The sequence below is a fragment of the Bradyrhizobium sp. AZCC 2289 genome (assembly GCF_036924615.1).
In the GTDB taxonomy this organism is placed as follows: Bacteria; Pseudomonadota; Alphaproteobacteria; order Rhizobiales; family Xanthobacteraceae; genus Bradyrhizobium.
The window spans coordinates 7,910,127-7,936,011 of sequence record NZ_JAZHRY010000001.1 but is presented as its reverse complement, the minus strand read 5'-3'; the positions used below and the strand labels follow the sequence as shown (position 1 = coordinate 7,936,011).

The window sequence follows — 25,885 nt, the reverse complement described above, 5'->3', positions numbered from 1 at the left end:
AGCACCGGCCAATTCGATGTGGGAGACACTGGCCCAGGCCGTGATCAACGGCCTGCTCATCGGCGGCATTTACGCGCTCGTCAGCATCGGCGTCACGCTGATCTTCGGCGTGGTCAAGATCGTCAACTTCGCCCAGGGCGAATTCGTGATGATCGGGATGTATATCTCGTTCTTTCTCGCCAACCAGTTCGGCATCGACCCGATCGTGTCGCTGGTGGTATCGATGCCGGTGCTGTTCGTCATCGGCGTCCTGATCCAGCATTTCCTGATCCGCCGGGTGCTGGGGCCTAACGACATGCCCCAGATCTTCCTGACCTTTGCGCTGTCGCTGTTGCTGCTCAATCTGGCGCTGATGCTGTTCACGGCGAATTACCGCACCGTTCACACCTCCTATTCGGATGAAGCGTTCCACATCGGCGGACTCTATATCCCCGTCGCCAAACTGATCGCCTTCGTGGTCGCGATGGGGCTGAGCGGCGCGCTCTGGGTGTTCCTGCACACTACCGATCTCGGCAAGGCGATGCGTGCCGCCTCGCAGAACCGCGATGTCGCGATGCTGATGGGGATCAATCCCAACCGGGTGTTCTGCGTCGCGCTCGGGGTCGCGCTGGCGCTGGCCGGCGCCGCCGGCTCGCTGCTGATGCCGTTCTACTCGGCCTATCCGTTCGTCGGCCAAACCTTTGTGCTGATGGCCTTTGTCGCCGTGGTGCTGGGCACGCTCGGCAATGTGATCGGCGCACTGGTCGCCAGTTTGATGATGGGGGTCGCGGAATCGCTCGGCATCCAGTTCGTCGGCGCCGACTCCGGACTGATCGGGGTGTTTGCGATGCTGCTGCTGACGTTGGCCTTCAGGCCGACCGGCCTTGGCGGCGGGAGGGCACGATGACGATTTTGGGACTGCGAACGCAGACTTTGGTTTGGCTAGCGTTGGGCGCAATCGTTCTGATTGCCCTGCCGCTGGTCGTCAAAACCTCGTTTGCGATCGACATCTTCATCCGCATCCTGCTGTTTTCCTTTATCGGCGTCGCCTGGAACCTGATGGGCGGCTACGCCAAGCAGCTATCGCTGGGGCACGCCGCCTATTTCGGCCTCGGCGCCTACACCTCGACCATCCTGCAGATCGATTTCGGCATCTCGCCCTGGATCGGGATGGTCGCCGGCGGTGTGGTCGCGATGCTGGCGAGCCTGCCGATCGGCTGGCTGTGTTTTCGCCTGCGCGGCCCCTACTTCACCATCGCCACCATCGCGACCGCGCAAGCCCTGATGCTGATCTTCCTGAAGTTCCGCGATTTTGCCTGGGGCGCCGAGGGCACCACCATCCCGAATCTCGGCAATGCGCCGTTGATGATGCAGTTCGAGGCCAAGGCGGCTTATTACTATGTCGCACTCGGCCTGCTCGCCCTCGGGCTTTTTATAACCTATCTGATCGAGCGGTCCTGGATGGGCTATTACCTCGTCGCCATCGGCGAGGATGAAGACGCGGCCGAAGCAATCGGCGTCAACGCGCCAAAGATCAAGCGCGACATCTACATGATCAGCTCGTTCCTGACCGCGATGGCCGGCACGTTCTACACGCAATACATCTACTTCATCGACCCCGCGACGGCGTTCAGCTTCAGCATCTCGATCGAGGCGGCGCTGGTATCGATCGTCGGCGGGATCGGGACGCTGTGGGGACCGGTGGTCGGGACGGTGCTGCTGGAGACCACGTCGACCCTGCTGCAGAGCTGGCTCGGCGGTTCGGTCGGCGGCATTCAGCTTACCGTCTACAGCCTGATCCTGATGGCCGTGATCCTGTGGCGGCCGACCGGGCTGATGGGCGTGGCGACGGAAGCGTATCACCGCTATGTCCGTCGCCATCCGGCGCGCGCGTAAGGACCGGCCGATGGCAGAAGCACTGGTTATCAAGGGTCTCAGCAAGCGGTTCGGCGGCTTGCGCGCCGTGCAGGACGTCAGCTTTGCGGTGCAGGAGAACGAGACCGTGGCGCTGATCGGGCCGAATGGCGCCGGCAAGACCACGAGCTTCCATCTCATCACCGGCTTTCACCGGCCCGACGCCGGTTCGGTGCTGGCGTTCGGCCGGGATATCGTCGGCCTCAAGCCACATGATATCTGCGCGCTCGGGATGGCGCGCACCTTCCAGGTCGCAAAACCCTTTGGCCGGATGACGGTGCTGGCGAATGTCATGACCGGCGCCTTCCTGCGCGACCGCCATGTTGCCGCCGCCCGCACCCGGGCGCTGGAGGCGATCGAGTTCGTCGGCCTCGCGGCCAAGGAACAGACCGCGGCCAAGGATCTCACTACGATCGACCAGCGCCGGCTGGAGATGGCGCGCGCGCTGGCGACCGAGCCGCGGATCTTGCTGCTCGATGAGGTGATGGCCGGGCTCAACCCGGCCGAGATCGATCAGGCGGTCGCGTTGGTCGGAAAGCTCTCCAGCCGGGGGCTGACGATCGTGATCGTCGAGCACGTGATGCGCGCGATCATGGCGGTGGCCCGCCATATCGTCGTGCTCGACCACGGGCAAAAGATCGCCGAGGGCACGCCCAAGGAGATCGTGGAAGATCCGGAAGTGATCCGCGCCTATCTCGGCTCCTACGTGCATCCGCCGGCCTCGGGAGACGCGCATGCTTGAACTGTCAGGTGTGTGCGCCAGCTACGGCTCGGTGCCCGCGATCACGAATGTCAGCATCACGATCGGCGAAGGCGAAGCGGTCGGCCTGCTGGGCGCCAACGGTGCCGGCAAGAGCACGACGCTGCGCGCGGTCTCCGGGCTGGTCAAACTGTCGGCCGGCAATATCACCTTCGCCGGCACCAACCTCGCGTCGCTGCCGCCGCACCGGATTCCGGAACTGGGCATTGCCCATGTCCCGGAAGGGCGTCAGGTGTTTCCGGATATGACGGTGCACGAAAATCTCGAGATCGGCGCCTATGTGCCGAAAGCGAAGGCGGAACGCAGCCGCACGCTCGAGCTGGTCTACAGCATCTTTCCGCGGCTGGCCGAACGAAGGCAGCAACTGGCCGGCACCATGAGCGGCGGCGAGCAGCAGATGCTCGCGGTCGGCCGCGGGCTGATGCTGAAGCCGAAGTTGCTGATGCTCGACGAACCCTCATTGGGCCTCGCGCCTGTGATGACCGACGTGACCTTCGAGAAGATCGGCGAGATCCACAAGATGGGCACCGCGATCTTGCTGGTGGAGCAGAACGTCAGCCGCGCGCTGTCGCTGGTCCAGCGCGCCTATGTGCTGGAAAGCGGCAACGTGATCATGCACGGGACGAGCACGGAGCTTGCGAACAACAAGCAGGTGCAGGCGGCGTATCTGGGGATTTAGTGGCCGCTGTCGTCATTGCGAGGAGCAAAGCGACGAAGCGATTAGACCTCGTCATTCCGGGATGGTCCGAAGGACCAGACCCGGAATCTCGAGATTCCGGGTTCGATGCTCCGCATCGCCCCGGAATGACGACGCCTAACTCACCGCCGTCCGCTTCGGCTCGACGATCTCGAACATGCGCGGAAACTCGTCCATCAGCATCATCAACTCACCGAGACGCAACGGCTCGCCGGAGACCTTGATCTTGCCAGCGCCGACCGCTTCCGGAAACGTCGTCAGTTTTGCAATCACTTCATCCAGTGTGCTGCGCGCCAGCGTGAAGCTCGCATGGGCGTCGGCGGCCTGGCTGCCGGCGACATAAGTCAGCGCTGAATTCTCCAGATTGAGAATGAACGTCTCCTTGGTGTCGGTAAAATTCCAGTTCAGCACGATGCGCTTGCCTTCGGCCTTGGGGCCGTTGAGGCGGACGCCGAGCACGTCCCATAGCTGTTCGGTGCGCAATGCCGCCAGCGTCTCGCGCGGCATCGGCGAACGCGGTGGCACTTTGGGCATGCCGTGCCGCAGCTCCTGCGCGCCGAACAGATAGGCGTTGCGCCAGGTCGAGCTTTCCGAGGCGTAGCCGAGCTGCTCGAATGTATCGGCCAGCATCGCGCGCGCCGCCTGGTTGTCGGGCTCGGCGAACACCAGATGGCTAACCGCCTGCGCCACGAAGCGGAATTCGCCCTTGGCAAAGTCCTTAGCCGCCCGCGTCAGGATCGCCTCCGCGCCGCCCATATACTCGACATATTTCTTGCCGGACTCGACCGGCGGCAGCGGATCGAGATTGACCGGATTGGCGTCGTACCATCCCAGATACTTTTGGTAGATCGCCTTCACATTGTGCCGGATGTGGCCGTAATAGCCGCGTCCATGCCAGGCGCCGTCGAGGCTTGCAGGCAAGCGGATGGCCTCGGCGATTTCGGTCGCCGTCAGGCCGTGGTTCATCAGGCGGATGGTCTGGTCATGCGCGAATTTATAGAGATCGCGCTGCTGGCGGATCATGGTGTCGATCCGCTCATGGCCCCATACCGGCCAGTGATGCTGGCCGCACATCGCGTCCGCCTTGCCGCCCCACATCTGCAGGGCTTCGCCGAGATATTTCGACCAGGCCAGCGCGTCGCGCACGTCGGCGCCGCGGAACGGCAGCAAATTGTGGAAATTATGCGTGCAGTTTTCCGCAAGATTGAGCAGCTTGTAGCGCGGGATAAAGAAATGCATCTCCGCCGGCGCCTCGGAGTTCGGCGCCATCTGGAACTCGAATTCGAGCCCGTCGATGATGCGCTTATCGCCGGTTGCGATGATCAGATCGGTCGGCCGCAGCAGCGCGACCGAGCCCGCCGCCATCGACTTGCCGAGCCCGCAATCGACCTGCCCGCGCACGCCCTTCGCCAATAGCGGCCCGAACTGATATTGCGCGCGCCGCAGCATCGCCGGCCCCGCGATGATGTTCTCGGAGACCGCGTGCTCCATGAAGAGATTCGGCGCGATGATCGGCACCTTCCCGCTGGCGAGCGTCTCATCATCGAGCACGCCCCGCGCGCCGCCCCAATGGTCGGTATGGGTATGGGTGAAGATCACGGCGGTGACCGGTTTCTTGCCGCGGTGCTGGAAGTAAAGTTCCATCGCGGCGCGCGCGCCTTCGATCGAGGTCAGGGTGTCGACCACGATCACGCCCTTGTCGCCTTCGATCAGCGTCATGTTGGCGATGTCGAGCCCGCGCACCTGATAGACACCGGGCACCACCTCGAACAGGCCGTGGTTCATATTGAGGCGCGATTGCCGCCACAGGCTCGGATCGACGGTCGGCGGCGCTTTTTCCTCGCCAAGGAAAGCGTAGGGCTCCAGACTCCAGACCGTCCGGCCCTGCGGCGAGGCTATTTTTGCGTGTTCCACGCTGCCGAGAAAGCCGCGCGCGGCGTCGTCAAAATCGCGCGTGTCGGAAAACGGCAGCGCCTTCAGCGTCGCCGCGTGCTGCGCGATCACCGGGGCGGAAGCGTCCTTGGGGGTTTCAGTGCTGACGTTCTGGGTCATCTTGTTGTCCTCCCTGGTCCGTTTCGTTTGTAGGTCGGTGGCTTCATCCTTCGAGACGCGCGCGAGTGCGCGCTCCTCAGGATGAGGTCTTGGACCCTCATGGTGAGGAGCGCGGCAACGCCGCGCGTCTCGAACCAGGAGGCCACGAAACCGAGGTCATGACGGACGCACCGCGAGATAAGGCGAATTGGCGATCGACCATGTGGGCATCGGCTCCATCCGAAATATCTGCCGCAGATGGACTTCGTCGGGGCCGTCGCCGATCCGCAGCAGGCGGCCCCAGGCCAAGGCCTGATGGATCGGCGTATCGTCGGAGCCGCCCATGGCGCCGAACACCTGCAGCGCGCGGTCGGCGATCCGCTGCAGCATCGCGGGCACCGCGACCTTGATCAGGGAGACGTCGCGCCAATTCTTTATTGAAGAACTTGCACCGTGATGGCCGGTCTGGTCGAGCCGCCAGGCGCAGCGATAGGCGAGCAGGCGCGCCTGCTCCAGTTCGACGCGGGATTCGGCGATCCAGCGCTGCACCGTATCGTATTGAATGACGGTCCGCCCGAACGCGGAACGCTCGGACGCGCGCACCATCATCAATTCGATCAGCAGCTCGCACAGCCCGATCGAGCGCATGCAATGATGAATCCGCGCAGGGCCTAAGCGCACCTGCGCCACCTTAAAGCCCTCGCCTTCCTCGCCAAGCAGGTTCGACGCGGGCACGCGCACATTGTCGAACGCAAGTTCGCCGATCGGGGCGGTGTGATCCTCGCAGCCCATCCAGCGCAGCCGCCGCACCAGACGAACGCCCGGCGTCTGCATCGGCACGATGATGCAGGAGTGCCGGCGCGTGCGGTCGGCGTCCGCATCGGTCACGCCCATCACGATCAGGAACGTACAGTTTGGATGGGCGGCGCCGGTGATGAACCATTTGCGCCCGTTGAGAACGTAGTCGTCGCCATCGCGAACCATTTTGGTCGCGATGTTGGTGGCATCCGAGGAGGCCACATCCGGCTCGGTCATCCCGAACGCCGAACGGGTTTTTGCTTCCAGCAGCGGCCGCAGCCAGCGCGCCTTCTGTTCCGGTGTCGCGCAGTTCTGCAGCGCGATCATGTTGGGCACGTCGGGCGCCTGGCAGTTGAAGACTTCCGGCGCCCAGAACAGCCGGCCCATGATCTCGGCCAAAGGCGCGTAGTCGAGATTGGAAAGCCGCGTGCCCGGCTCGTCGCCGGCGAGTTCGGGCAGGCCGAGATTCCATAAGCCAGCGGCCCGCGCCTTCTGCTGCAGGTCGCCCATGAAGGGCGGCGCTTCGCTTCTATCGGCGACGTGTTCGACCCAGGCGCGGTGGCGCGGCAGCACCTCAGCGTCGAAGAACGTCTGCAGCTTGTTCCGCCACTGCTCAGCCCCCGGGGAAAGATCGAAATCCATGCCACCTCCCTCATTTTTGGGTGGCACCTAAGCGTATATCGACACAGATTGCAAATTCATTCCGATATATTGACAAAATATGGCCGGTTAGCCATTATTCCGGAATGGCAGCGATCTCGTCCCTCGATCCCTCTCCAGCTTCCCGGGCCAAACCCTCGATGGATCAGGCCGATCCGTCGTTCGCGACGACATTGGCGCACGGGCTCGATGTGCTGGCGGCGTTCCGGAACGCCAGTGGTTCGCTGTCGAACGCGGACCTTGCGCAGCACACCGGGCTATCGCGACCGACGGTGTCGCGGCTGACCTACACGCTGGCGCACCTCGGCTATCTCAAGCGCGACGCCAAGGGTCGGTTCGAACTCGGGCTCGGCATTCTCGCTGCCGCCTATCCGGTGCTGTCGGCGCTGAAGGTCCGGCAATTGGCGCGCCCTCTGATGCGCGACTTTGCCGCTTACGCCGGCGGCACGGTTTCCATCGCGATGCCGCTCGGCCTCGACTTCATCTATGTCGAGACGCTGCGCACCACCGACGCCGTCCCGCACGTTCCCGACGTCGGCTTTACCGGAACGCTGGCGACCACCGCGGTCGGCCGCGCGCTGTTATCGCTCTACACAAAAGATGAGCTCGACGCGCATGTGGCGCGGGTGAAGGCGGAGCGCCCGGAAGAAGCCGACTATGTGCAGACGCGGACCTTGCCCGACATAGAGCTGTGCAGGGAGCGCGGATTTGCGGTTTCGCTCGGCGAATGGCGGCGGGAGATCTTTGGCGTCGCCGCCCCGCTCTATCGGACGCCGACGGGCGATTGTCTTTCGGTCAATTGCGGCATTCCTTCGTTTCGTTTCAGCGCCGAGCAGATCGAGCGCGAATGCGGGCCGCGTATCCTCGGCCTCGCGCGCAGTATCCGGTCGCTGGTGGCTAACGGCTAAACGCCTCGCTCACGGGGCCAACACGTCCCTCGAACGACGCGGCACAAATGGGAGGGGAGAATGCGCGGGATCAACGCCGCCTTGGGTTTTTCCTTGGGTGTTTCCTTGAGTTTTGTTGCGGCCTTCGCCACGCCGTTCGGCGGCGCCGCGCACGCGGAAGGCAATTATCCCAGCCGCCCGATCCACATCGTCGTGCCCTATCCCGCTGGCGGCATCGTCGACATTGTCGCCCGCGCCGTGACCGAGCAGGTCGGCCGCGACTGGAAGCAAACGGTGGTGGTCGAGGCGCGCCCCGGCGCCAACAGCAATATCGGCACCGCCGCCGTCGCGCGAAGCGAACCGGACGGCTACACCTGGCTGGTGACGGGGCCGGCGGTGCTGGTCAATCCCGACCTGTACAAGGACGCCGGCTGGGAGGTGAAGAATTTCAGATGCGTCGGCCTCGCGGTCTGGAACCAAAGCGTGGCGTTGGTGCATCCCTCGATGCCGGTCAAGACCATCGGCGAATTCGTCGAACTCGCACGCAAAAAACCTGGCGAGCTGAATTTCGGCAATCCCGGCACCGGCACATCGATCGATTTGACCGCGCAAAAACTGTTCGAGGTCGCCCACATCAAGCTGACCAATATCGGCTACAAGGGCCAGCCGCCGGCGCTGATCGATCTGATCACCAATTTGATGCACTTCGAGATCGTTTCGCTCGAGCTCGTGCTGCCGCACATCAAGGCCGGCACCGTAAAGCCGCTCGCGGTATTCACCGACAAACGCGTCGCGGAACTTCCCGACGTGCCGACGATCGCCGAGGCCGGCTTTGCCGAAGCTGCCTACGTGCCCTGGTACGGCATCTACGTGCCGTCAGCGACGCCGGACGCCATCGTCGAGAAGATCAATGATGCCATCAACAACGCCCTGCAAAACCCCGACGTCCAGCGCCAGCTGTCGCTCGCCAACATCCCGGGCAAGCCGATGCCGCTCGGCGAACTCGCAGCCCTGATGAAGGCGGATCACGAGAAGCTGACGACGGTGGTGAAGACGACGGGCATGGCGCTGCAGTAACTCTCTCTCCGTCATGGCCGGGCTTGACGAAAAGAGCGTCTTGTCTCACCGCGTCATTGCGAGGAGCGAAGCGACGAAGCAATCCATTCTTCCTTTTCCGCGGTGAGATGGATTGCTTCGCTTCGCTCGCAATGACGGCGGAGGTAGGTTCGCCGCTCGCGCCCCCTACTTCTTCACCTTGCTCGCATCCATCTTGATGCCCGTATCCAGCATCTTGGTCGAAAACGCCGTCCCGACCTCGAACGGTTTTTCCATGCCGAGATAGGTTTGCACCAGCTCGTAATCCTTTTTCATCCGCTCGCCATCGATCCAGCCCAGCGCCTTGGTCGTGGTGAACTCGTCGGTCATCAGGAATTTGATGCGTTCCCACTGCCGTTGCTGGTTTTCCTTGTCGAGACCGGAGACCTGATCCAGCAACGCCTTCAGGCAGGGCGTGACATCGGCGACGCAAGCGGCAAAGGCCTTCTGGCTGATCTTGACGAAATCCTCGACCAGCTTCGGATTCTTCTCCATGTAGGCGCCGTTGACGATCAGCGAATTGCCGTAAGGATTGAGTCCGATATCCTTCCAGTTGACGTAGCCGAGATCACTGCCGAACTCGATCGCCTTCAGATCGTGCTCGTTATAGAAATCGCTGATGATATCGACGGTGTGGCTCTTCAACGCCGCGATCTTGGCGGTCGGGCCGACATTGACGAAGCTGACCGCGTCCGACGCGATACCGGCGGCCTTGGCAAAGGCCGGCCACATCACCCGCGAAGCGTCGCCCGGCGGGTTGCCGATCTTGTGGCCGGGAAAGTCCTTCGGGCCATTCACGCCGTAGCTTTTCAGCCAATAGAAGGTCTGCCCGGTGTTGGCGTAGATGCTCATGACGGCCACGTCGTCGGCGCCCTTGCTCTTCGCCACCAGCATGGTCGCGAGGTCGGCGATGCCGAACGGCGAACCGCCGGAGCCGACCTTCAGCGAGGAGACGCCGGAGCCCTTGCCGACCTCGATGGTCAGATCGATGCCGGCCTTCTCGTACCAGCCCTGCGCCTTGGCGTAATAGAACGGCGAATGGTCGGCGGTCGGCGTCCAGTTCAGGATCAGGTTGACCGGCTCGCCGGCGTGAGAGGGCACGGCGGGCAGGACGAGCGCGAGCACCAGTCCCGCAATTCGTAAGCCCTTCATGGCAACCTCCTCGTTTACGACCGGCCTTGTCGTTGCACGCCCGTGACGCTACCAATGCAACAAGGGACCACGCGACTTGTCAACTGTTCGGTTGGAAATGCCCAAAAGACGATCTGACGACATCAAGCCGCAGCGGCGCGATCCGGCCGCGACCCGGAAAAAGCTGCTGACGGCGGCGCGGCGCGAATTCGCAGACAGCGGGCTCGCCGGGGCCAGGGTCGACGAGATCGCGGCACGCGCAGGCGGTCAACAAGCAGCTGGTCTATCATTATTTCGGCGACAAGGACGCGCTCTATCTCGCCGTGCTCGAATGGGTCTATGAGGAAATCCGCGCCCAGGAGCGCAAGCTCAACCTCGAGGGATTGCCGCCCGAACAGGCTATCAGGAAGCTGATCGAAGCCTCTTTCGACCACCTCGACGCCCACCCCGACTTCATCGTGCTATTGAACGACGAGAACCGCGGCGGCGCCCGGCATGTCCGAGGCTCCCGGAAACTGGAGGCGATGCATTCGCCGCTGGTCAGCATGGTTTCCACCATCCTCAGCCAGGGCGTGCGGGCGGGGGTCTTCCGCAGGGGCGTCAACCCCGTGCATCTCTATATCTCGATCGCGGGCCTGAGCTATTTCTTCTTCTCCAACACGCCGACGCTGTCGGCGATCTTCGGCAAGGATTTTTCGGGCACGGCTGCCAAACGGGCGCGCCGCAGGCACGTCGTCGATCTGGTGATGCAGTCGCTAAGGCCGTAGGCAGCACCCGTCATTGCGAGGAGCGGAGCGACGAAGCAATCCATGGACGATACGGGCTGTGTTATGGATTGCTTCGCGGAGCCTGTCATCGGGCGCGCGTTCGCGCGACCCGTTGGCTCGCAATGACGGTGGAACTACCAGGGCCTAATCAACCAGATGGTTGAAACCCGACGCTGGCCGCGATAGTCTGACCCGCGCGCCAGGAAAGCCCGGCGCGCCAACAGGAGCATACCTTGTTCACCGACGGAGCACGATCGGCGCGGACGCTCGCGATCATCCTGATCGTGCATTTGGCCGTGATCGTGCTCTGGCAGCTGCTGGTCGACGCTTTTCAGGTGCCGAAATTCATCCTGCCCTCGCCGCTCGCGACGCTCGCCACGCTCGGCTCGGCCAAATACGCATGGCTTTCCAACCTCGCGGTGACCGCGATCGAAATCCTCGGCGGCTTCTGCCTCGGCGCGCTGGTCGGCGTCATGCTGGCCGTTATATTTACGTGGTCGCCGCTGGTCAGCCTGTTGCTGCTGCCGCTGTTCGTGACGCTGAACATGGTCCCGAAGGTGGCGCTGGGCCCGCTGTTCATCGTCTGGTTCTCCTACGGCATCTTTCCGAACATCCTGATCGCGTTCTCCATCTGCTTCTTCCCGATCCTGCTCACCACTGCGCGAGGCCTGAGCGAGGTCGAGCCTGACTTGCTTGATCTGGTCAAATCGCTGCGCGGCTCGCGCTGGACCCTGTTCCGAAAGATCCAGTTGCCGGGTTCGCTGCCTTACGTGTTTTCCGGCATGAAAGTCGGCGCCATCCTGGCGGTGGCGGGTGCGATCGTCGGCGAATTCGTCGCCTCCGAACGCGGGCTCGGCTATCTCATGATCCAGGTGCAGTCCTCGCTCGATACACCGGCGATGGTGATGGCCGTTGTGCTGCTGACCCTGTTGGGCGTTACGCTTTATGGCCTCGTGCTTGGCCTCGAACGGCTGTTCGTCGTCAAGGACGTACGGCTAAATTAGGAAAATCAGGGACGAGACATGCTGCTGACGCGCGAAACCCTGCCGGAGACGATTCCAGACGTCGCGACCCTCGACGAACTGCTGTGCCGCCCGAGCCAGGCGCTGATCGACGATCTCAGAAGCGTCGACGGCGACATCATGATCCTCGGCGTCGCCGGCAAGATGGGGCCGACCTTGGCCGGTCTCGCCAAGGCAGCCCTGCCCGACCGCAAAATCATCGGCGTCGCGCGCTTCAGCGAAGCCGGCGTCAAGGACTGGCTGCAGGCGCGCGGCATCGCGACCATCCCTTGCGACCTGCTCGACGAAGCCGCGATCAAAGCGCTGCCAAAAGTCGAAAACATCGTGTTCATGGCGGGGCGAAAATTCGGCGCCGAGGGCGATCTGTCGCTGACCTGGGCGATGAATGCCCACGCCCCGGCGCTGGTGGCGCAGGCCTTTGCGGGGTCGCGGATCGTCGCGTTCTCGACCGGCTGCGTCTATCCCTTCGTTCCCGTGACCGGCAAGGGCTCCGGCGAAGACATGGCGCCCAATCCGCCCGGCGAATACGCGCAATCCTGCGTCGGGCGCGAGCGCATGTTCGAATATTTTTCGCGAAAATTCTCGACGCCGGGCCGCCTGTTCCGGCTCAACTACGCAATCGACATGCGCTACGGCGTGCTGCACGACATCGCGAGCAAGGTTTTGGCCGGCAAGCCGATCGACGTCAGCCTCGGCCACGTCAATTTCATCTGGCAGGGCGACGCCTCCGCGCAGGCGCTGCGCTGCCTCGCGCATTGCGACACCCCGACCTCGCCGATCAATGTCTCTGGTCACGAAATTTTGGCCGTGCGCGATCTTGCCGCAAAATTCGGCCAACGGTTCGGCCGCGCGCCCGTGATAACAGGCAAGGAGGAGCCGACGGCGTGGCTCACCGACACCTCGCAGGCCGTCAATTTGTTCGGCCTGCCGGTCGTCGATACCGATCAGTTGATCCGCTGGACCGCGGACTGGGTCTCGCGGTCGATGCCGAGCCTCGGCAAGCCCACCAAATACGAGGTGCGCGATGGCCGATACTGAGCACATCTCGATCGTCGAACTCGGCGTCGGCGACGCGCAGGCCGGGCTGGCACTGTCGACCGAAGCGCACTGGAACCAGAACGAGGACGACTGGCGGTTTTTCCTGACCAAAGGAATCGTGTTCGGGATCCGTGACAGGGGACAGTTGGTCGCGACCGCGGCGCTGCTGCCCTACTCCGCCGGCAATGCCTGGATCAGCATGGTGCTAGTGACCGCGAACTGGCGCCGCCGCGGCGTCGCGACGCGGCTGGTCGACGCTTGCCTCAACGCGGCGAGGAAGCTCGAGTTGACCACCTGGCTCGACGCGACGCCGGCCGGGGCCGCCGTCTACGGCCCGCTCGGATTCACGCCGACGCTGCAGTTGCGGCGGCTGCGGCTGGAGAAGGCGACACCGGCCGAGGCGCTACCGTCGCTATCGCCGTGCAGCCTCGACGAATTTATCGCGCGTGATAGCCGCGCGATCGGGTTCGACCGCAGTGCCCTTCTCGGGGAATTCGCCGCGCGTTCCGGCTCACGCGTTCTGTCCGATGGCCATGCGATGGCCATCGTCCGAGACGGCCGCACGGCGCGACAGATCGGCCCCTTGTTGGCGGACAGCCCGGAAAGCGCACTGGCATTGGTCGATGCGATCGCCGGGTTCGAGACCCGGCCGATCCTCCTCGATGCCGTCGGTTCGCAAGTGGGATTTCTTGCGGGTCTCACCCGCGCCGGCTGGAGCATCGAGCGGCCGTTTCAGCGCATGCGGTTCGGCCGCGCCACAGCGCAAAGTTCAGAATTGCCGTTCGCGGTCGCCGGCCCGGAATTTGGATAGGAATGGCCATGCATCACAGCGAGATCAAATCCGATGTCCGGAAGCTGATAGCAGACGGCACGGTTCTTCCCGCGCATCCGCTCGCGCTCGACGCCGGGCGCGCCCTCGACGTCAGGTATCAGCGCGCATTGACGCGCTATTACATCGACGCCGGCGCCGGCGGTCTTGCGGTCGGCGTTCACACCACGCAATTCGCGATCCGCGATGTCGGCTTCTACCGGCCGGTGCTGGAACTGGCGGCGGAAACCGCGGCGGCCTGGACCAGGCGGCCGCTGGCGATGGTCGCAGGCCTCGCCGGCCCGACGCAGCAGGCTATCGCGGAAGCCAGCACCGCACGCGGCATCGGCTATCACGCGGGGCTGCTCAGCCTCGCCGCGATGAAATCGGCGTCCGAAGACGAGATCATCGCGCATTGCGAGGCGGTGGCGCGCGAAATTCCGCTGGTCGGCTTCTATCTGCAGCCGGCGGTCGGCGGCGTCATCCTCAGCGCCGATTTCTGGCGACGCTTTGCTGAAATCGACAACGTTATCGCCATCAAGATCGCGCCGTTCAACCGTTATCGCACGCTCGACGTGCTGCGCGGCGTCGCCGCCGCCGGCGCGCTCGATCGCGTCGCGCTCTATACCGGCAATGACGACCACATCCTGCTCGATCTGATGCTGCCGTTCGATCTGCGTGACAAAGGCGTCACGACGCGGACCTATTTCAAGGGCGGCCTGCTCGGGCATTGGTCGGTGTGGACCGCGGCCGCCATCAAGCAGTTCGAGATGTGCAAGGTCGCGCGCGGCAAGGCCTCTGTGCCCGCGGACCTGCTGGCGCTCGATGCCCGCGTCACCGATTGCAACAGCGCGTTCTTCGACGTCGCCAACAATTTTCACGGTTGCATCGCCGGCTGCCATGAGGTGCTGCGGCGACAGGGCCTGATGCGGGGGCTGTGGTGCCTCGATCCGGCCGAAGGCTTGAGCCCCGGCCAGATGCGGCAGATCGACCGGGTGTGCAACGAACACGCCGATCTCTCCGACGACGATTTCGTCGCGGCGAACCTGCAGAAATGGCTGGCATGACGGAAAAGCCCTTCATCAGCCTGCGCAACGTCCGCAAGGTCTATCGGTCGAAGGGTGCGGAATTCCTCGCCGTCTCCGATGTCACCATGGACGTGCAGGAGGGCGAACTGGTCTCGCTGGTCGGCCCCTCCGGCTGCGGCAAGACCACGGTGCTGAAGATTCTCGCCGGACTCCACCGGGTCGACGGCGGCACCATCAAAATCGGCAATGAAAAAACGCCGTTCGATCCGGCGCGCGATATCGGCATGGTGTTCCAGCAAGCCTTGCTGTTGAAATGGCGGACCGTTCTCGACAACGTGCTGCTGCCCGCCGAAATCGTCGGGCTGCCGATGAAGGCGGCACGGACCCGCGCCCGCAAGTTGCTCGATCTCGTGGGCCTCGCCGGCTATGAGGACAAATATCCGCAGCAATTGTCCGGCGGCATGCAGCAGCGCACCGCGATCGCGCGCGCGTTCATCCACGATCCAAAACTGATCCTGATGGACGAGCCGTTCGGTGCGCTCGATGCGTTGACCCGCGAGCAGATGAACCTGGAAATGCTGCGGATATGGCGCGAAAGCGGCAAGACCATCATTTTCGTCACGCACAGCATCCAGGAGGCGGTATTCCTCGCCTCGCACTGCGCGGTGCTCACGGCCGGTCCGGCGCGGATGGCGGAATATCTTTCGATCGATCTGCCGTTTCCGCGCGCGCTGCCGATCAAGACCACGGATGAGTTCGGCGCCTATGCGCGGCGGATCTATGCCAGCCTCGGGCTTGGAACCGGAGCATAGCCATGCAATCTGTCTTCCTCCCGGTCATCAGTGCATCCCAAGCAGCGTCGGAAGAAACAGCGTCAGGGCGGGCCAATAGGTCACGATGACAAGGAAGACCAGCATTGTGAGCAGCCACGGCATGACGGCCATCGCCAGATCGGTAATGCGCATGCCCGCGATCATCGATGCCACGTAAAGGTTGAGGCCGACCGGCGGGTGGCAAAGGCCGACCTCCATATTGACGTCGATCACGATGCCGAAATGGACCAGATCGATGCCCAGCCGCTTTGCGGCCGGCGCCAGGATCGGCGCCATGATCAGGATGATCGACGTCGGCTCCATGAAATTGCCAGCCAACAGCAACAATATGTTGACGAGCAGGAGGAAGCCAACCCAGCCGAGATCCTGCGCCGTGATCCAGTCGGCAAGCGCCGACGGAATGTTCTCGTTGCTGAGAACGAACGAAAACAGCACCGCGTTGGTCACGATATAGAGCAGCATCGCGCTGGTGTTCGCTGCCCGCAGCAATACGCGCGGCACATCCTTGAACTTGAGCGCCTTGTACACGAATACCGAAATGAAGAACGAATAGACGGCGGCCATGGCCGCGGCCTCGGTCGCGGTGAACAGGCCGCTATAGATGCCGCCGATGATGATGACGACCAGCATCAGGCCCCAGATGCTCTCGCGGAACGCGTGCAGGGTCTCGCCCCAGCTCGCTCTGGTCATGCGCGGATAGTTGCGCTTCCTGGCCAGGAACCAGGTTACGACACAGAGCATCGAGGTCAGCAGCATGCCGGGCAGCAAGCCCGCGACGAACAGGGCGCCGATCGATGTGCCGGTGGAGACCGCGTAGATGATTTTCGGAATCGACGGCAGCATCAGGATGCCGAGCGACCCGGCAACCGTGATGATGCCCGCTCCGAATCGCATTGGGTAACCGTGCCTCACCATCTCGGGCAGCACGATGGCGCCGACCGCGGCGACGGTGGCGACGCTCGATCCGCAAACCAGCGCGAACATCGAGCAGGCCACGATGCCGGCGAGCCCCAATCCGCCGTGCCAGTGCCCGATCAGGGAGGTCGCAAAATCGATCATCCGCCGTGCGACGCCGCCATGGGTGAGGAAGTTGCCCGCCAGGATGAAGAACGGGATCGCCATGATCTCGAAGCTTTCGATGCCGGTGAACAGCTTCATCGACACCGCTTCGATCGGCACCGTCGTCAGCGTGAACAGGAACGTCATCACGGTGAGGCCGAGCGCGATCGAAACCGGGATACCGGTCAGCATCAGCGCGATCAGCAGCACGAAGATCAAACCCGCGCGGAGCGCTTGCGGCATCTCGATGATGCCGGCCTTCTCGCCGAGGCAGATCATCAGAATCAATATCGGCGCCAGGATCAGGATCAGCCCCAGCGGGCTCGCCTTGCGGCTGGCGTCTTCCGCGGGGTCGACCTCTGCCGGATGCAACGCAGGCGCGGTGATTTCGACGCCTTCGACATGCGCCTCATTGTGCTGCGGCAGGTGGCCGGTCCAGTAGTAGAACCAGCAGACCTGCAGGAAGCGGAAGCACATCAGGCCGGAGCCGACCGGGATCGCAAGATATACGATCCACATCGGCGCTTCGAGATCGTTCGATTGCTGGCCGGTCTTGAACATCTCGGCCACGAACGAGCCGCCGAAGGTGGCGATCATGCCGGTGAAAAACGCGCCGCACAGCAGGGCGAACAGGATCACCTGCTTGCGCGCGTGTCCCGGCACCATGTTGACGAGCAAATCGACGCCGACATGGATGCCGGTGCGCACGCCATAGGCGGCGCCGAACTTCGCCATCCAGATGAACATGTAGATACAGAGTTCCTGCGCCCACGAGACGTCGAGTGCCGCGAGCCACAGGTAGATGCTCTTGAAAATCCCCGGCAGAACAGGAACGCCGCGCGCGGCCAGCCATTTTGACAGGTCGATCGAAACGCCGGTCCCGTACCGGTGCACCACCGCGGCAAAGATCAACGCCGTCGCTGCCGCGATGAGGCTGGCGATCAACCATTCTTCCAGATGGTCGAACGCCCGATTGAGCACCTTAAACACCGTGTCCCCCCGTCTCAGGCCAAAACGGCCGGGAGTGCCATCACTCCCGACCGTTTTCATGTTGTTGTGCAAAAGGATCGGCCGTCAGTTCATCTTGACGTCGAGTTCTTTGGCCACGAGATCTAGCACTTCTTGCCCGACGCGGCCCTTGGCCCATGCGTAGGTAGGCTGCATAGCCTTCTGCCAGGCCTTGCGCTGATCGTCGTTCAGATAGTGCAGCGTGGTCTTGCCCGACTTCTTGATCTCGGCCAGCGCATCCTCGTTTTCCTTGACCGCGATCGAGTTGGTATAATCGGTCGCCTCGTCCATCGCCTTGTCGAGCGCCTTGCGGATATCCGGCGGCAACCCGTTCCAGAACTTCGAGTTCACGATCACGGCGTATTGCAAGTGGGCGTGATAGGAGACCGTGATGTCCTTCTGCACTTCGTAAAACTTCTGCGTCAGATAGTTGGAAGCCGTATTCTCGCAGGCGTCGACCACGCCGGTCTGCAGCGCCTGATAGACTTCCGAAAACGCCATGATCTGCGGAATCGAGCCCATGTCACGGAAGTATCGGTCGGCGATCTTGGACCCGGAGATGCGGACCTTGAGGCCCTGGAAATCGGCCGGCATCAGCAATGGACGGTTGGCCGATGTCATGTGGAATCCGTTGTCCCAATAAGCGAGACCGCTAATGCCCTTGGCCTCGAGCTTCTGAAACAGCCACTTTCCGACCGGACCCTTCATGGCCCTGGTGTAGGTTTCTTCATCCTTGAACAGCCACGGCAAATCGAGCGCCTCGAACTCCTTGATGCCGAGCGGAGCAAATTTGGCGGTCGATGGCGCAAGCATCTGCACCGAGCCGAGTTGCAGTGCCTCGATTTCTTCCTTGTCCTTGTAGAGCGAAGAGTTCGGGTAGACTTCAACCTTGACCTTGCCGTCGGTATACTTCTCGGCAAGCTCCTTGAACCTGAGCGCGCCCTTGCCCTTCGGCGTATCGTTGGCGACGACATGGCTGAATTTGACGACGATCGGCCCTTCGGCCGACGCCAGGCCCGGGGCCAGAAAAATGGCGACCGCAATGCCCGCAAAAAGCAATTTGCGCATGAACTCTCCTCCCTATAGGCGTCGAAACCGGCTCTTTTTGTTTTTCCGGTGGCGAGTAGTGGCAGCAAACCGACTGTCAAACAACTAGACCTAAGCCGAATTGGCTGGGCATGAGATCACGCAAAATGCCGCATGCACGAGCCGATTCGGGCCGCTCTCCTGCCTACTCCTGATGATCGCGCTAATCCGTAGTGCAGCGCAGCGGCATCAGCCCTTGCGCTGCACTACCATGAACAATCGCCGGAACGGGAAAAGCGTCTGCCCCGCCGAATTCCGTGGATAGGCCTTCGCAACGCGCTCACCATATGCGGCTTCGAAGGCTGCTTTTTCCTGGCCTTGCAGGATGTCGAGATAGCGCGTCAACCACGTGCCCTTGGTCCATTCCTTGACCGGGTTCTCACCCTCCAGCACCTGCAGATACTCCGTCTCCCAGATGTCGACTTGCTCCGACAGCGGCGCCAGCAGGTCATGATAGAAGCCGGGTTCGCCGACCGGCGGTGGCGTTACCAGATGCTCGACCTGGCTGCGCCACGGCCCGTTCAGGGCGGTTTCCGCGATCAGCAAGTGCGACGGCGCTGCGAAATTACGCGGCATTTGCACGGCAAGGATGCCGCCGGGCTCGACCTTTTCCATCAAGGAAGGAAACAGCCTGGCATGATCCGGCAGCCAGTGCAGCGCAGCATTGGAATAGACGACGTCGTATCTGTGGGGCGGCTGCCACGATCCCAAATCCTGATGCAGCCATTCAACCTCGGGGGCGGCCTTTTTCCCCGCCGCGACCATTTCCGCCGACCCTTCGACGCCGATGACGTTGGCGTCGGGCCATCGCTCCTTGATCAATTTGGTGACGTTGCCGGCGCCGGCGCCAAGATCGGCGACGCTCCGCACCGGAAACTCCGGGATACGCATCAGAAGATCGACCGCGGGCCTCAATCGATGTCCGGAAAATTTCAGATATTGCTGCGGATTCCATACCATCGTTTTTCTTCTTCCTTTGCCCGACCGCAGGGGTATTATACTTTGTGGCGCTGATCGTTGTGGCGCAGCTCGGCCAAATCCATCCTAACATGCCCGCGTGAGCCTTGCCGCTGCGCGCATGTTGTTAACAGAAAGAAAGCCTTCGAACATGGATCTCGATCTCAAGTCCAGGACCGCCGTTGTGACCGGAGCAAGTATCGGGATCGGCCGAGCCATCGCCAAGGGGCTGGCGATGGAGGGCGTACGCGTGGTCGCGGTGGCGCGGCGGAAAGACCTGCTCGACACGCTTGTGCAGGAGGTCCAGGCCGCCGGCGGCGCTCCCGTAATTCCGGTGGCGCAAGACATCATGCAGCCGGATGCGGCCAAGAATCTCGTGGCCACCGCGGTCATCGCGCTGGGTCACGTCGACATCCTGGTCAACAACGCAGGCGGCAGCCGGCCGTTGCCGGTGGATGCGCCCGACAGCGATTGGGACGAAGCCATCGCGTTGAATTTCACCTCCTACCGCAAAATTGCCCACGCGCTGTTGCCGCAGATGATCGAACGCCGCTGGGGACGCATCATCAACATAACCGGCAAATCCGAACCCGAAGGCCTCAACGCCGCGTTTGCGGCAAAAGCGGCGGTTCATGCCTGGGCAAAGGGACTGTCCCGCGAGATCGGACAGCATGGCATCACGGTCAATTGCATTCCGCCCGGACGCATCATGAGCGAACAGATCCGGCGCAATTATCCGGAGGATTATCGAAAGCATTTTGCCGAGGAGGAGATTCCGGTGCGCTATTGGGGCGAGCCGGAAGATCTCGCGGCACTGGTGGTGTTCCTCGCCTCCCCCGTGGCGCGCTACATTACCGGGACGGTCATTCCCGTTGACGGCGGGCTTCGCCGGTATCAATTCTAGGGCGGACGAACAAGCGTCCGGCGCGAACGGCAAATGCCGTTTCCGCGTGGGCTGCCGATCAAGGCCACCGATGAATTCGGCGCCTAAGCACGCCGAATTTACGCGGCGGAGGGTTGGTTCCACCCGTTAACCTCGGCGGCCGTTGCGCGCTTCTGTCCCCGCCAAACGGGCCACTATTCATAAGACGACGGCCCGGTGTCGCGATAGGCCCAACAACATTCCCGCGGCAGCGAGACCGGCGTTTCGACTCCGACCTGATGCCTCACGGCGGTGCCGAGTTCGATCACCTCGAGCCGGCGGCCCAACAGTTCGATGCCGTAGGCGGTCTGCGTACCCTGATAGCGGCGATCGAGAATTTTGGCGGGGAAAATATTGCCGCCGTCGCATTTGCCGATCGCGATGTTTTCCGGCCGCAACGCGATCCGCACCTTGTCGTCCGGGCCGAGACCGTGCAGCAAGGCGACCTCGCCACGCCGCCCGTCACCGAAATCGACCACGCCGAATTCGCCGTTGCGCGCGACCAGCGTTCCCATCAGTTCGTTGGTGGCGCCGGTGAAGTTGGCGACGAAGAGGTCCGCCGGGCGGTTGTAGATCGCGTCCGGCGTGTCCATCTGCAACAATTTGCCGTCGCGCATCACGCCGATGCGGTCGCCGAGCACGACCGCTTCGGCCTGGTCGTGGGTGACGTAGAGCGCGGTCATGCCGGTCTGCTTGAGGATGACGCGCAGATCGTCGCGCAGCCGCAAGCGCAATTTGGCGTCGAGGTTCGACAACGGCTCATCGAGCAGCAGCAATTGCGGCCGGTAGACCATGCTGCGCGCCAGCGCGACGCGCTGCATCTGGCCACCGGACAGCGCGACCACCGGCCGGTCGGCATATTCCGACAGCCCGACCAGCGCGAGTGCGTCATCGACCATGCGCACTGCATCGCCGCGCGAGATCTTGCGATGCTTGAGCGGATAGACCACGTTCTGCCGCACCGTCATGTGCGGCCAGACCGCATAGGACTGGAACACCATGCCGAGTTCGCGCAAGCGCGGCGGCACCAGGATTCCGCGTTCCGGCGACGACACCGCCCGGCCTGCGATGCTGATTTCGCCGGACGTCGGATGCTCCAGTCCTGCGACGCAGCGCAACGTCGTGGTCTTGCCGCAGCCGGAAGGCCCGAGCAGCACGACGATCTCGCCGGCGGGTACGGCGAAACTGACGCCGTCGATCGCCGGGCGGCCGATCGCGAACTGCTTGCGCAGGTCGGTGACCTCGAGCGTTGCCGTCATGAATGGACCCGCCTCATGCGCCACTCACTGCCGATAGCCAAAAATCTTGTCCCAATCGGCGACCCAGGGACCGTGCAGCTTCACATACTCGTCGAACCTGGGGTACCAGACCTTGACCACCTTGGGATCGAAACCTTCAGGATACACCGGCGGATCTTTCAGCGATGTGAGATTGCCGAGTTCCTTGATCATGAAGGTCTGCCCTTCCTTCGAGAGGCACCAGTTCAGGAACAGCTTTGCAGCGTTAGGATGGGCGGCGGTCTTCGGAATTCCCGACGCATAGGGGTTGACCGGCGCGCCCTCGGGCGGGAAGAAGATCTTGATCGGGGCGCCGTCCTTCTGCTTCGGGTAGATCGCGTTGTAGAGCAACGGCCCCATCGCGACTTCGCCGCGCACCAGCGAATCCGCCATCGGCGCGCCGGAGGGATAGAGGACCGGATGGGTTGACGCCTGCTTGGCCCAATAGTCTTCGCCGAGCACCTGACGCTCGAACATGATGCGGGTCCAGGTGGTGCCGCCGGATTGCGCGAACACCTGTCCCGTCAGCTTGTCATATTCGGGCTTGGTCAAATCCATCCAGGTCTTCGGCGGATTCTTCACCAGTTCGGTGTTGTAGGCGATCGACCAGACCAGCGTCGCGCGCGGCCACAGCTTGGGCGAAATCTGCGCGTCGGGATTGTAATCGGCGGCATTCGGCGGCGCGTAATCCTGGAACATGTCGATCAGGTCGGACATCAGCGCGCGGTCGGAATGATCGACCACATCCGCAATCAGTTTTCCCGCCGCGGCCTCGGTCTTGACTCGGGTGATGAGCTGGCCGCCCGGCGCGCGCACCATCTCGACTTTGATCTCGGGGAAACGCTTGTTGAAGGCCTTGATGACCTGCTGTTCGACCTCGGCAAAGTTCGCCGTGTAGAACACCAGCTTGCCCTCCGCCTTGGCACCGGCGATCAGTTCGGGCGAGCCGAATTCCTGCGCCTGCGCCGATGCGCTTGATGCCATGCAAAGCCCGGCGAGGCCGGCCAAGACGATTGCAGTGGTAAAAGCCCTTCTATTCATAGCCAATCCTCCCATTATTCTTATCCCGTGCGGGCGACGCTGCTCTGTGCCGCACCGCGCGACAGCCAGTTGGCGCCGCCGATGAGCACGCCGAGCAAGATCGTTTGCACGATGCTGAAGGCGGCGGTCTTTCCGAGATTGCCGCCTTCGTAATAGTCGAGCAGCAGCACCGACATCACCATGGTGTTGCTGGTATAGAGAAACAGCGACGAGCCGAGTTCGCGGATCGCCAGCACGAACAGCAGCGTCATCGACGCGATCACGCCGGGCCGCGCCAGCGGCAGCACGATCGTCCGGATGGTGCCGAACATGCCCCTGCCGCAGACCCAGGCGGCCTCTTCCAGTTCGCGATGGATTTGCAGGAACGAGGTCGACAGCGCCTTCACCGTGTCCGGCATGAAGCGCGCGATGAAGGCCAGCGCCAGAATCCAGATCGTGCCGTAGAGCCCGCCGGGGATTCCGATCCATGCCCAGAGATAGGCGACGCCGACCACGAGGCCGGGAATCGCGACCGGCACGGTCGAAATCAAATCGATCCAGCGCCGCCCGGTGACCTGGGTGCGGTGAATGGTGTAGCCGATCGAAAAGGCCAGCGCGCCGCCGACCACCGCAGTGATGATGCCGACCTCGACCGCGTTGTAGATCGAGTTCAGCGTCAGCGGATTGTCGAAGATGGCGTTGAAATGCATCAGCGAATATTGCCGCATGTCGAACAGGCTGGCGGCGTCGCGGATGAACATGAATTTGCGGAACGCGGCCACGATCAGCGCCAGCGACGGCAGGATCACCACCACGAAGAGATAGACGACGCCGATGGCGAAGGTGAGCCAGCGCCAGCGCCCGAGATCGAGGGTGCGCGGGCGGAAGGCCTTTCCGGCGACGGTGGTGTAGCTGCGGCCGCTCAGCACCTTCTGCTGCAGAAACACCAGCGCGCCGGTGACGACCATCAGGATGATCGCGACGGCCGCGGCGGTATTGTAGAGCGGCGGCGACCAGTTGGTGAGCTTGAAGATATAAGTGGTGAGCACGGCGAGATTGGTCGGCGCGCCCAGCACCGCCGGAATGCCGTAAATGCCGAGCATCACGATGAACGATAGCAGCATGCCCGAGACGATCGCGGGCATGATCAAAGGGAACGTCACCGAGAACAAGGTCGCGAACGCGCTGGCGCCGGAAATTTCGGCGGCCTCCTCCAGGCTCGGGTCCATGTTGCGCAGCGCCGATGACGTGAACATGTAGACATAGGGCGCGTAATAGATGCCGAACACGAACACCAGGCCCCACAGCGAATAGAAATCGACGTGCCAGTCGAGCCCGATCCATTTGAACATGGTGTTGATCAGACCGGTTTTGGGCGAGCCGAGAATGGTCCACGCGACGCCAGCGACCAGCGGCGGCGCGAACAGCGGCAGAATGCTGGCGGCGGCGATAAAGCCCTTGAACGGCGTATTGGTGCGAACCACGATCCAGGAAAACAACAGCCCGATCGCAACCGCGATCGCCGTGCCGCCGCCGCAGGCGATCAGCGTATTGAACAGCGCCTCGGCGACATTCGGATTGACCAGCACGGTGAGGAAGTTCTTGACCGAGAGATGGCGCAGGCTGAACCCGTCGACCACCGGATTCGTGTCAGTGAGCGCGCCGAGCAACAGCATCAGCACGGGATAGACCACCAGAAAACCGAGGATCGCGAGCAGCGAGCCGACCCACAGACCGGTCCACACGCGCCGGCGCACGCCCTCGCTGGCGCTCCGCGTGACTTCGCCGCGCCGGTCCGTCTGTCCGTGCAAAGCGCTTTCCCCTCAGCCTGCGAGCGGCTTTCTTTATTCTTGTTGCGGTCAAGCTTAGTCGATGGTGCGGCCGGCGGGAAGTAGCAGAAAGTCGACGTATCGAGCCATCGACCGCCAAAATTGACTCAAGGAGGCATCCTCCTTATCGCTGGACCAACTCCCGTTGCGACACGGTGCCACATCCCAGAGAAACAGCAGGTCGGAGGTCACGTGACAGATCGAACAGTGGGCATCATTGGACTGGGCATCATGGGCGGTGCCATCTCCCGCAATCTCATCGAGCGAGGCTGGGCAGTCGTCGGATTCGACACCGAGCCGTTGCGCAGGCGCGAGCTTGAGCGTTCCGGCGTGACGATCGCCGATGGTGCAGGCTCGGTCGCGGCCCGCGCGGCGATCATCATGACGAGCCTGCCCAACGCCGATGCCGCCAATGCCGTTGCCGCAGAAATTGCCGGTTGTGGCCAACCCGCGCGCATCGTCGTCGAACTCAGTACGCTCACCATCGCGGACAAGCTGCATTTCAAGGCCATCCTCGAACCCGCCGGTCATATTGCGCTCGATTGCCCGCTCAGCGGAACCGGCGCTCAGGCCGCGGTTCGAGACCTTGTCGTCTATGCGAGCGGCGACAGCGCCGCGATCGCGAAGTGCCGTGACCTGTTTGCCGACTTTGCCAAGCAGAGTGCCGATCTCGGCGCTTACGGCAATGGCAGCCGGATGAAATTCGTAGCCAACCATCTTGTCGCCATTCACAACGTCGCCTCGGCGGAAGCGATGCTGCTGGCGGAACGGGCCGGGCTCGATCTCGATCAGGTGATCGAGATGGTCGCGCCCGGCGCGGGCGGTTCGCGGATGTTTCAGATGCGGGCGCCGATGATGGCAAAACGCAGTTATGAGCCCGCAACGATGCGGATCTCGACCTGGAAGAAGGACATGGCCATCATCGCCGAATTCGCCAGCGACCTCGGTTGTGAAACGCCGCTGTTCACGACGACGCAGCCGGTCTACGCCCAGGCGATGGCGATGGGATTGGGTGATCAGGATACGGCCGCCGTGTTCGAAGTGTTGAAGGCGAGCGGCACCTGACCGTTGCTGATTTTGCGCTGCATCAAAGCACGGCAACGTCCGCGATCAGCAATGCCCAATCGTTGCGCCAAGTAGTTATCGCTTGATCATTAATTATTTCCGGATGATAAATCAGGCGACGCCACATTTTTCCGGCGACGATCCCATGCGGCCCAATCCGTCAGAAGGCGGATGTGCCTGTGCAAGAAGCAATAATTCAAGAAACAAGAACAAA

At 62.8% G+C, this 25,885-nt stretch carries 22 protein-coding genes and 1 pseudogene; 14 read left to right on the top strand and 9 right to left on the bottom strand.

Features of this window, described 5'->3' with window-relative positions; all coding sequences use genetic code 11:
- Window positions 1–16: 16 nt before the first annotated feature.
- The 4 genes from V1289_RS37450 to V1289_RS37435 are packed head-to-tail and all read left to right on the top strand — an operon-like array spanning window position 17 to window position 3,332.
- On the top strand, window positions 17–886 hold the full coding sequence (locus V1289_RS37450; protein ID WP_334403832.1) for a branched-chain amino acid ABC transporter permease: 870 nt from the start codon (window positions 17–19) through the stop codon (window positions 884–886).
- Window positions 883–1,875: a branched-chain amino acid ABC transporter permease gene (locus V1289_RS37445; protein ID WP_334403830.1), complete on the top strand. Its 993-nt coding sequence runs from the start codon at window positions 883–885 to the stop codon at window positions 1,873–1,875. The genes V1289_RS37450 and V1289_RS37445 overlap by 4 nt, the downstream gene beginning before the upstream one ends.
- Before the next feature lie 10 nt (window positions 1,876–1,885).
- On the top strand, window positions 1,886–2,635 hold the full coding sequence (locus V1289_RS37440; protein ID WP_334403828.1) for an ABC transporter ATP-binding protein: 750 nt from the start codon (window positions 1,886–1,888) through the stop codon (window positions 2,633–2,635).
- A complete protein-coding gene (locus tag V1289_RS37435) occupies window positions 2,628–3,332 on the top strand; it encodes an ABC transporter ATP-binding protein (RefSeq protein ID WP_334403826.1) in 705 nt (234 codons plus the stop codon). The genes V1289_RS37440 and V1289_RS37435 overlap by 8 nt, the downstream gene beginning before the upstream one ends.
- Before the next feature lie 135 nt (window positions 3,333–3,467).
- Here V1289_RS37435 and V1289_RS37430 read toward each other — a convergent pair whose 3' ends face one another.
- Window positions 3,468–5,402 carry an alkyl/aryl-sulfatase gene (locus V1289_RS37430; RefSeq protein ID WP_334403824.1) on the bottom strand — a complete coding sequence of 645 codons (1,935 nt, stop codon included), beginning with the start codon at window positions 5,400–5,402 and terminating at the stop codon, window positions 3,468–3,470.
- 156 nt (window positions 5,403–5,558) lie between these two features.
- Complete coding sequence (locus V1289_RS37425) at window positions 5,559–6,821, bottom strand: acyl-CoA dehydrogenase family protein (protein WP_334403823.1); 1,263 nt, start codon at window positions 6,819–6,821, stop codon at window positions 5,559–5,561.
- A gap of 158 nt (window positions 6,822–6,979) precedes the next feature.
- Here V1289_RS37425 and V1289_RS37420 point away from each other — a divergent pair, with 158 nt between their 5' ends.
- Complete coding sequence (locus V1289_RS37420; RefSeq protein WP_334403821.1) at window positions 6,980–7,747, top strand: IclR family transcriptional regulator; 768 nt, start codon at window positions 6,980–6,982, stop codon at window positions 7,745–7,747.
- 60 nt (window positions 7,748–7,807) lie between these two features.
- Complete coding sequence (locus V1289_RS37415; RefSeq protein ID WP_334403819.1) at window positions 7,808–8,803, top strand: Bug family tripartite tricarboxylate transporter substrate binding protein; 996 nt, start codon at window positions 7,808–7,810, stop codon at window positions 8,801–8,803.
- A 165-nt stretch (window positions 8,804–8,968) separates the two neighbouring features.
- Here V1289_RS37415 and V1289_RS37410 read toward each other — a convergent pair whose 3' ends face one another.
- A complete protein-coding gene (locus V1289_RS37410; RefSeq protein ID WP_334403816.1) occupies window positions 8,969–9,973 on the bottom strand; it encodes an ABC transporter substrate-binding protein in 1,005 nt (334 codons plus the stop codon).
- 97 nt (window positions 9,974–10,070) lie between these two features.
- On the opposite strand from V1289_RS37410, the pseudogene V1289_RS37405 reads away from it, so the two are divergent.
- The 6 genes and pseudogenes from V1289_RS37405 (at window position 10,071) to V1289_RS37380 (ending at window position 15,427) form a co-directional block, all read left to right on the top strand.
- A pseudogene (locus V1289_RS37405) lies at window positions 10,071–10,719 on the top strand (TetR family transcriptional regulator).
- Window positions 10,720–10,952: 233 nt separating this feature from the next.
- Window positions 10,953–11,723, top strand: a complete 771-nt coding sequence (locus V1289_RS37400; RefSeq protein ID WP_334403814.1) for an ABC transporter permease — start codon at window positions 10,953–10,955, stop codon at window positions 11,721–11,723.
- Window positions 11,724–11,741: 18 nt separating this feature from the next.
- Window positions 11,742–12,779, top strand: coding sequence for an NAD-dependent epimerase/dehydratase family protein (locus V1289_RS37395; protein WP_334403813.1), 1,038 nt, complete (start codon window positions 11,742–11,744; stop codon window positions 12,777–12,779).
- Complete coding sequence (locus tag V1289_RS37390) at window positions 12,766–13,590, top strand: GNAT family N-acetyltransferase (protein ID WP_334403811.1); 825 nt, start codon at window positions 12,766–12,768, stop codon at window positions 13,588–13,590. The genes V1289_RS37395 and V1289_RS37390 overlap by 14 nt, the downstream gene beginning before the upstream one ends.
- Before the next feature lie 8 nt (window positions 13,591–13,598).
- Complete coding sequence (locus V1289_RS37385) at window positions 13,599–14,654, top strand: dihydrodipicolinate synthase family protein (RefSeq protein WP_334403809.1); 1,056 nt, start codon at window positions 13,599–13,601, stop codon at window positions 14,652–14,654.
- Window positions 14,642–15,427, top strand: coding sequence for an ABC transporter ATP-binding protein (locus V1289_RS37380; protein ID WP_334403807.1), 786 nt, complete (start codon window positions 14,642–14,644; stop codon window positions 15,425–15,427). Before V1289_RS37385 ends, V1289_RS37380 begins: the two co-directional genes overlap by 13 nt.
- A gap of 27 nt (window positions 15,428–15,454) precedes the next feature.
- Here the strand turns inward: V1289_RS37380 and V1289_RS37375 are convergent, their stop codons facing one another.
- The 3 genes from V1289_RS37375 to V1289_RS37365 form a co-directional block, all read right to left on the bottom strand.
- The gene (locus V1289_RS37375; protein ID WP_334403805.1) at window positions 15,455–17,497 is read right to left on the bottom strand and encodes a TRAP transporter large permease; all 2,043 of its coding nucleotides are present in this window, start codon (window positions 17,495–17,497) and stop codon (window positions 15,455–15,457) included.
- A gap of 84 nt (window positions 17,498–17,581) precedes the next feature.
- Complete coding sequence (locus tag V1289_RS37370) at window positions 17,582–18,583, bottom strand: DctP family TRAP transporter solute-binding subunit (protein ID WP_334403803.1); 1,002 nt, start codon at window positions 18,581–18,583, stop codon at window positions 17,582–17,584.
- A gap of 207 nt (window positions 18,584–18,790) precedes the next feature.
- The gene (locus V1289_RS37365; protein ID WP_334403801.1) at window positions 18,791–19,561 is read right to left on the bottom strand and encodes a methyltransferase domain-containing protein; all 771 of its coding nucleotides are present in this window, start codon (window positions 19,559–19,561) and stop codon (window positions 18,791–18,793) included.
- A 148-nt stretch (window positions 19,562–19,709) separates the two neighbouring features.
- Between V1289_RS37365 and V1289_RS37360 the strand changes: the two genes are divergently transcribed.
- Window positions 19,710–20,462 (top strand): SDR family NAD(P)-dependent oxidoreductase, encoded by a 753-nt coding sequence (locus V1289_RS37360; RefSeq protein ID WP_334403799.1) that lies wholly within the window; start codon window positions 19,710–19,712, stop codon window positions 20,460–20,462.
- A 173-nt stretch (window positions 20,463–20,635) separates the two neighbouring features.
- On the opposite strand, the gene V1289_RS37355 is transcribed toward V1289_RS37360, so the two are convergent.
- From V1289_RS37355 to V1289_RS37345, 3 genes are read right to left on the bottom strand one after another with little or no spacing between them, the layout of a single operon-like run.
- Window positions 20,636–21,739 (bottom strand): ABC transporter ATP-binding protein, encoded by a 1,104-nt coding sequence (locus V1289_RS37355; RefSeq protein ID WP_334403797.1) that lies wholly within the window; start codon window positions 21,737–21,739, stop codon window positions 20,636–20,638.
- A gap of 24 nt (window positions 21,740–21,763) precedes the next feature.
- The gene (locus tag V1289_RS37350) at window positions 21,764–22,798 is read right to left on the bottom strand and encodes an ABC transporter substrate-binding protein (RefSeq protein WP_334403795.1); all 1,035 of its coding nucleotides are present in this window, start codon (window positions 22,796–22,798) and stop codon (window positions 21,764–21,766) included.
- A 20-nt stretch (window positions 22,799–22,818) separates the two neighbouring features.
- Window positions 22,819–24,588, bottom strand: coding sequence for an ABC transporter permease (locus tag V1289_RS37345; RefSeq protein WP_334403794.1), 1,770 nt, complete (start codon window positions 24,586–24,588; stop codon window positions 22,819–22,821).
- Between the two features lie 120 nt (window positions 24,589–24,708).
- Here V1289_RS37345 and V1289_RS37340 point away from each other — a divergent pair, with 120 nt between their 5' ends.
- Window positions 24,709–25,671 (top strand): NAD(P)-dependent oxidoreductase, encoded by a 963-nt coding sequence (locus tag V1289_RS37340; protein WP_334403792.1) that lies wholly within the window; start codon window positions 24,709–24,711, stop codon window positions 25,669–25,671.
- Window positions 25,672–25,885: the final 214 nt, after the last annotated feature.

Excerpts from the sequence above, each read along its gene's own strand:
- V1289_RS37450 (WP_334403832.1), top strand. The coding sequence starts at position 17 with ATGTGGGAGACACTGGCCCAGGCCGTGATCAACGGCCTGCTCATCGGC.
- V1289_RS37445 (WP_334403830.1), top strand. The coding sequence starts at position 883 with ATGACGATTTTGGGACTGCGAACGCAGACTTTGGTTTGGCTAGCGTTG.
- V1289_RS37440 (WP_334403828.1), top strand. The coding sequence starts at position 1,886 with ATGGCAGAAGCACTGGTTATCAAGGGTCTCAGCAAGCGGTTCGGCGGC.
- V1289_RS37435 (WP_334403826.1), top strand. The coding sequence starts at position 2,628 with ATGCTTGAACTGTCAGGTGTGTGCGCCAGCTACGGCTCGGTGCCCGCG.
- V1289_RS37430 (WP_334403824.1), bottom strand. The coding sequence starts at position 5,402 with ATGACCCAGAACGTCAGCACTGAAACCCCCAAGGACGCTTCCGCCCCG.
- V1289_RS37425 (WP_334403823.1), bottom strand. The coding sequence starts at position 6,821 with ATGGATTTCGATCTTTCCCCGGGGGCTGAGCAGTGGCGGAACAAGCTG.
- V1289_RS37420 (WP_334403821.1), top strand. The coding sequence starts at position 6,980 with ATGGATCAGGCCGATCCGTCGTTCGCGACGACATTGGCGCACGGGCTC.
- V1289_RS37415 (WP_334403819.1), top strand. The coding sequence starts at position 7,808 with ATGCGCGGGATCAACGCCGCCTTGGGTTTTTCCTTGGGTGTTTCCTTG.
- V1289_RS37410 (WP_334403816.1), bottom strand. The coding sequence starts at position 9,973 with ATGAAGGGCTTACGAATTGCGGGACTGGTGCTCGCGCTCGTCCTGCCC.
- V1289_RS37395 (WP_334403813.1), top strand. The coding sequence starts at position 11,742 with ATGCTGCTGACGCGCGAAACCCTGCCGGAGACGATTCCAGACGTCGCG.
- V1289_RS37390 (WP_334403811.1), top strand. The coding sequence starts at position 12,766 with ATGGCCGATACTGAGCACATCTCGATCGTCGAACTCGGCGTCGGCGAC.
- V1289_RS37385 (WP_334403809.1), top strand. The coding sequence starts at position 13,599 with ATGCATCACAGCGAGATCAAATCCGATGTCCGGAAGCTGATAGCAGAC.
- V1289_RS37380 (WP_334403807.1), top strand. The coding sequence starts at position 14,642 with ATGGCTGGCATGACGGAAAAGCCCTTCATCAGCCTGCGCAACGTCCGC.
- V1289_RS37370 (WP_334403803.1), bottom strand. The coding sequence starts at position 18,583 with ATGCGCAAATTGCTTTTTGCGGGCATTGCGGTCGCCATTTTTCTGGCC.
- V1289_RS37365 (WP_334403801.1), bottom strand. The coding sequence starts at position 19,561 with ATGGTATGGAATCCGCAGCAATATCTGAAATTTTCCGGACATCGATTG.
- V1289_RS37360 (WP_334403799.1), top strand. The coding sequence starts at position 19,710 with ATGGATCTCGATCTCAAGTCCAGGACCGCCGTTGTGACCGGAGCAAGT.
- V1289_RS37355 (WP_334403797.1), bottom strand. The coding sequence starts at position 21,739 with ATGACGGCAACGCTCGAGGTCACCGACCTGCGCAAGCAGTTCGCGATC.
- V1289_RS37350 (WP_334403795.1), bottom strand. The coding sequence starts at position 22,798 with ATGAATAGAAGGGCTTTTACCACTGCAATCGTCTTGGCCGGCCTCGCC.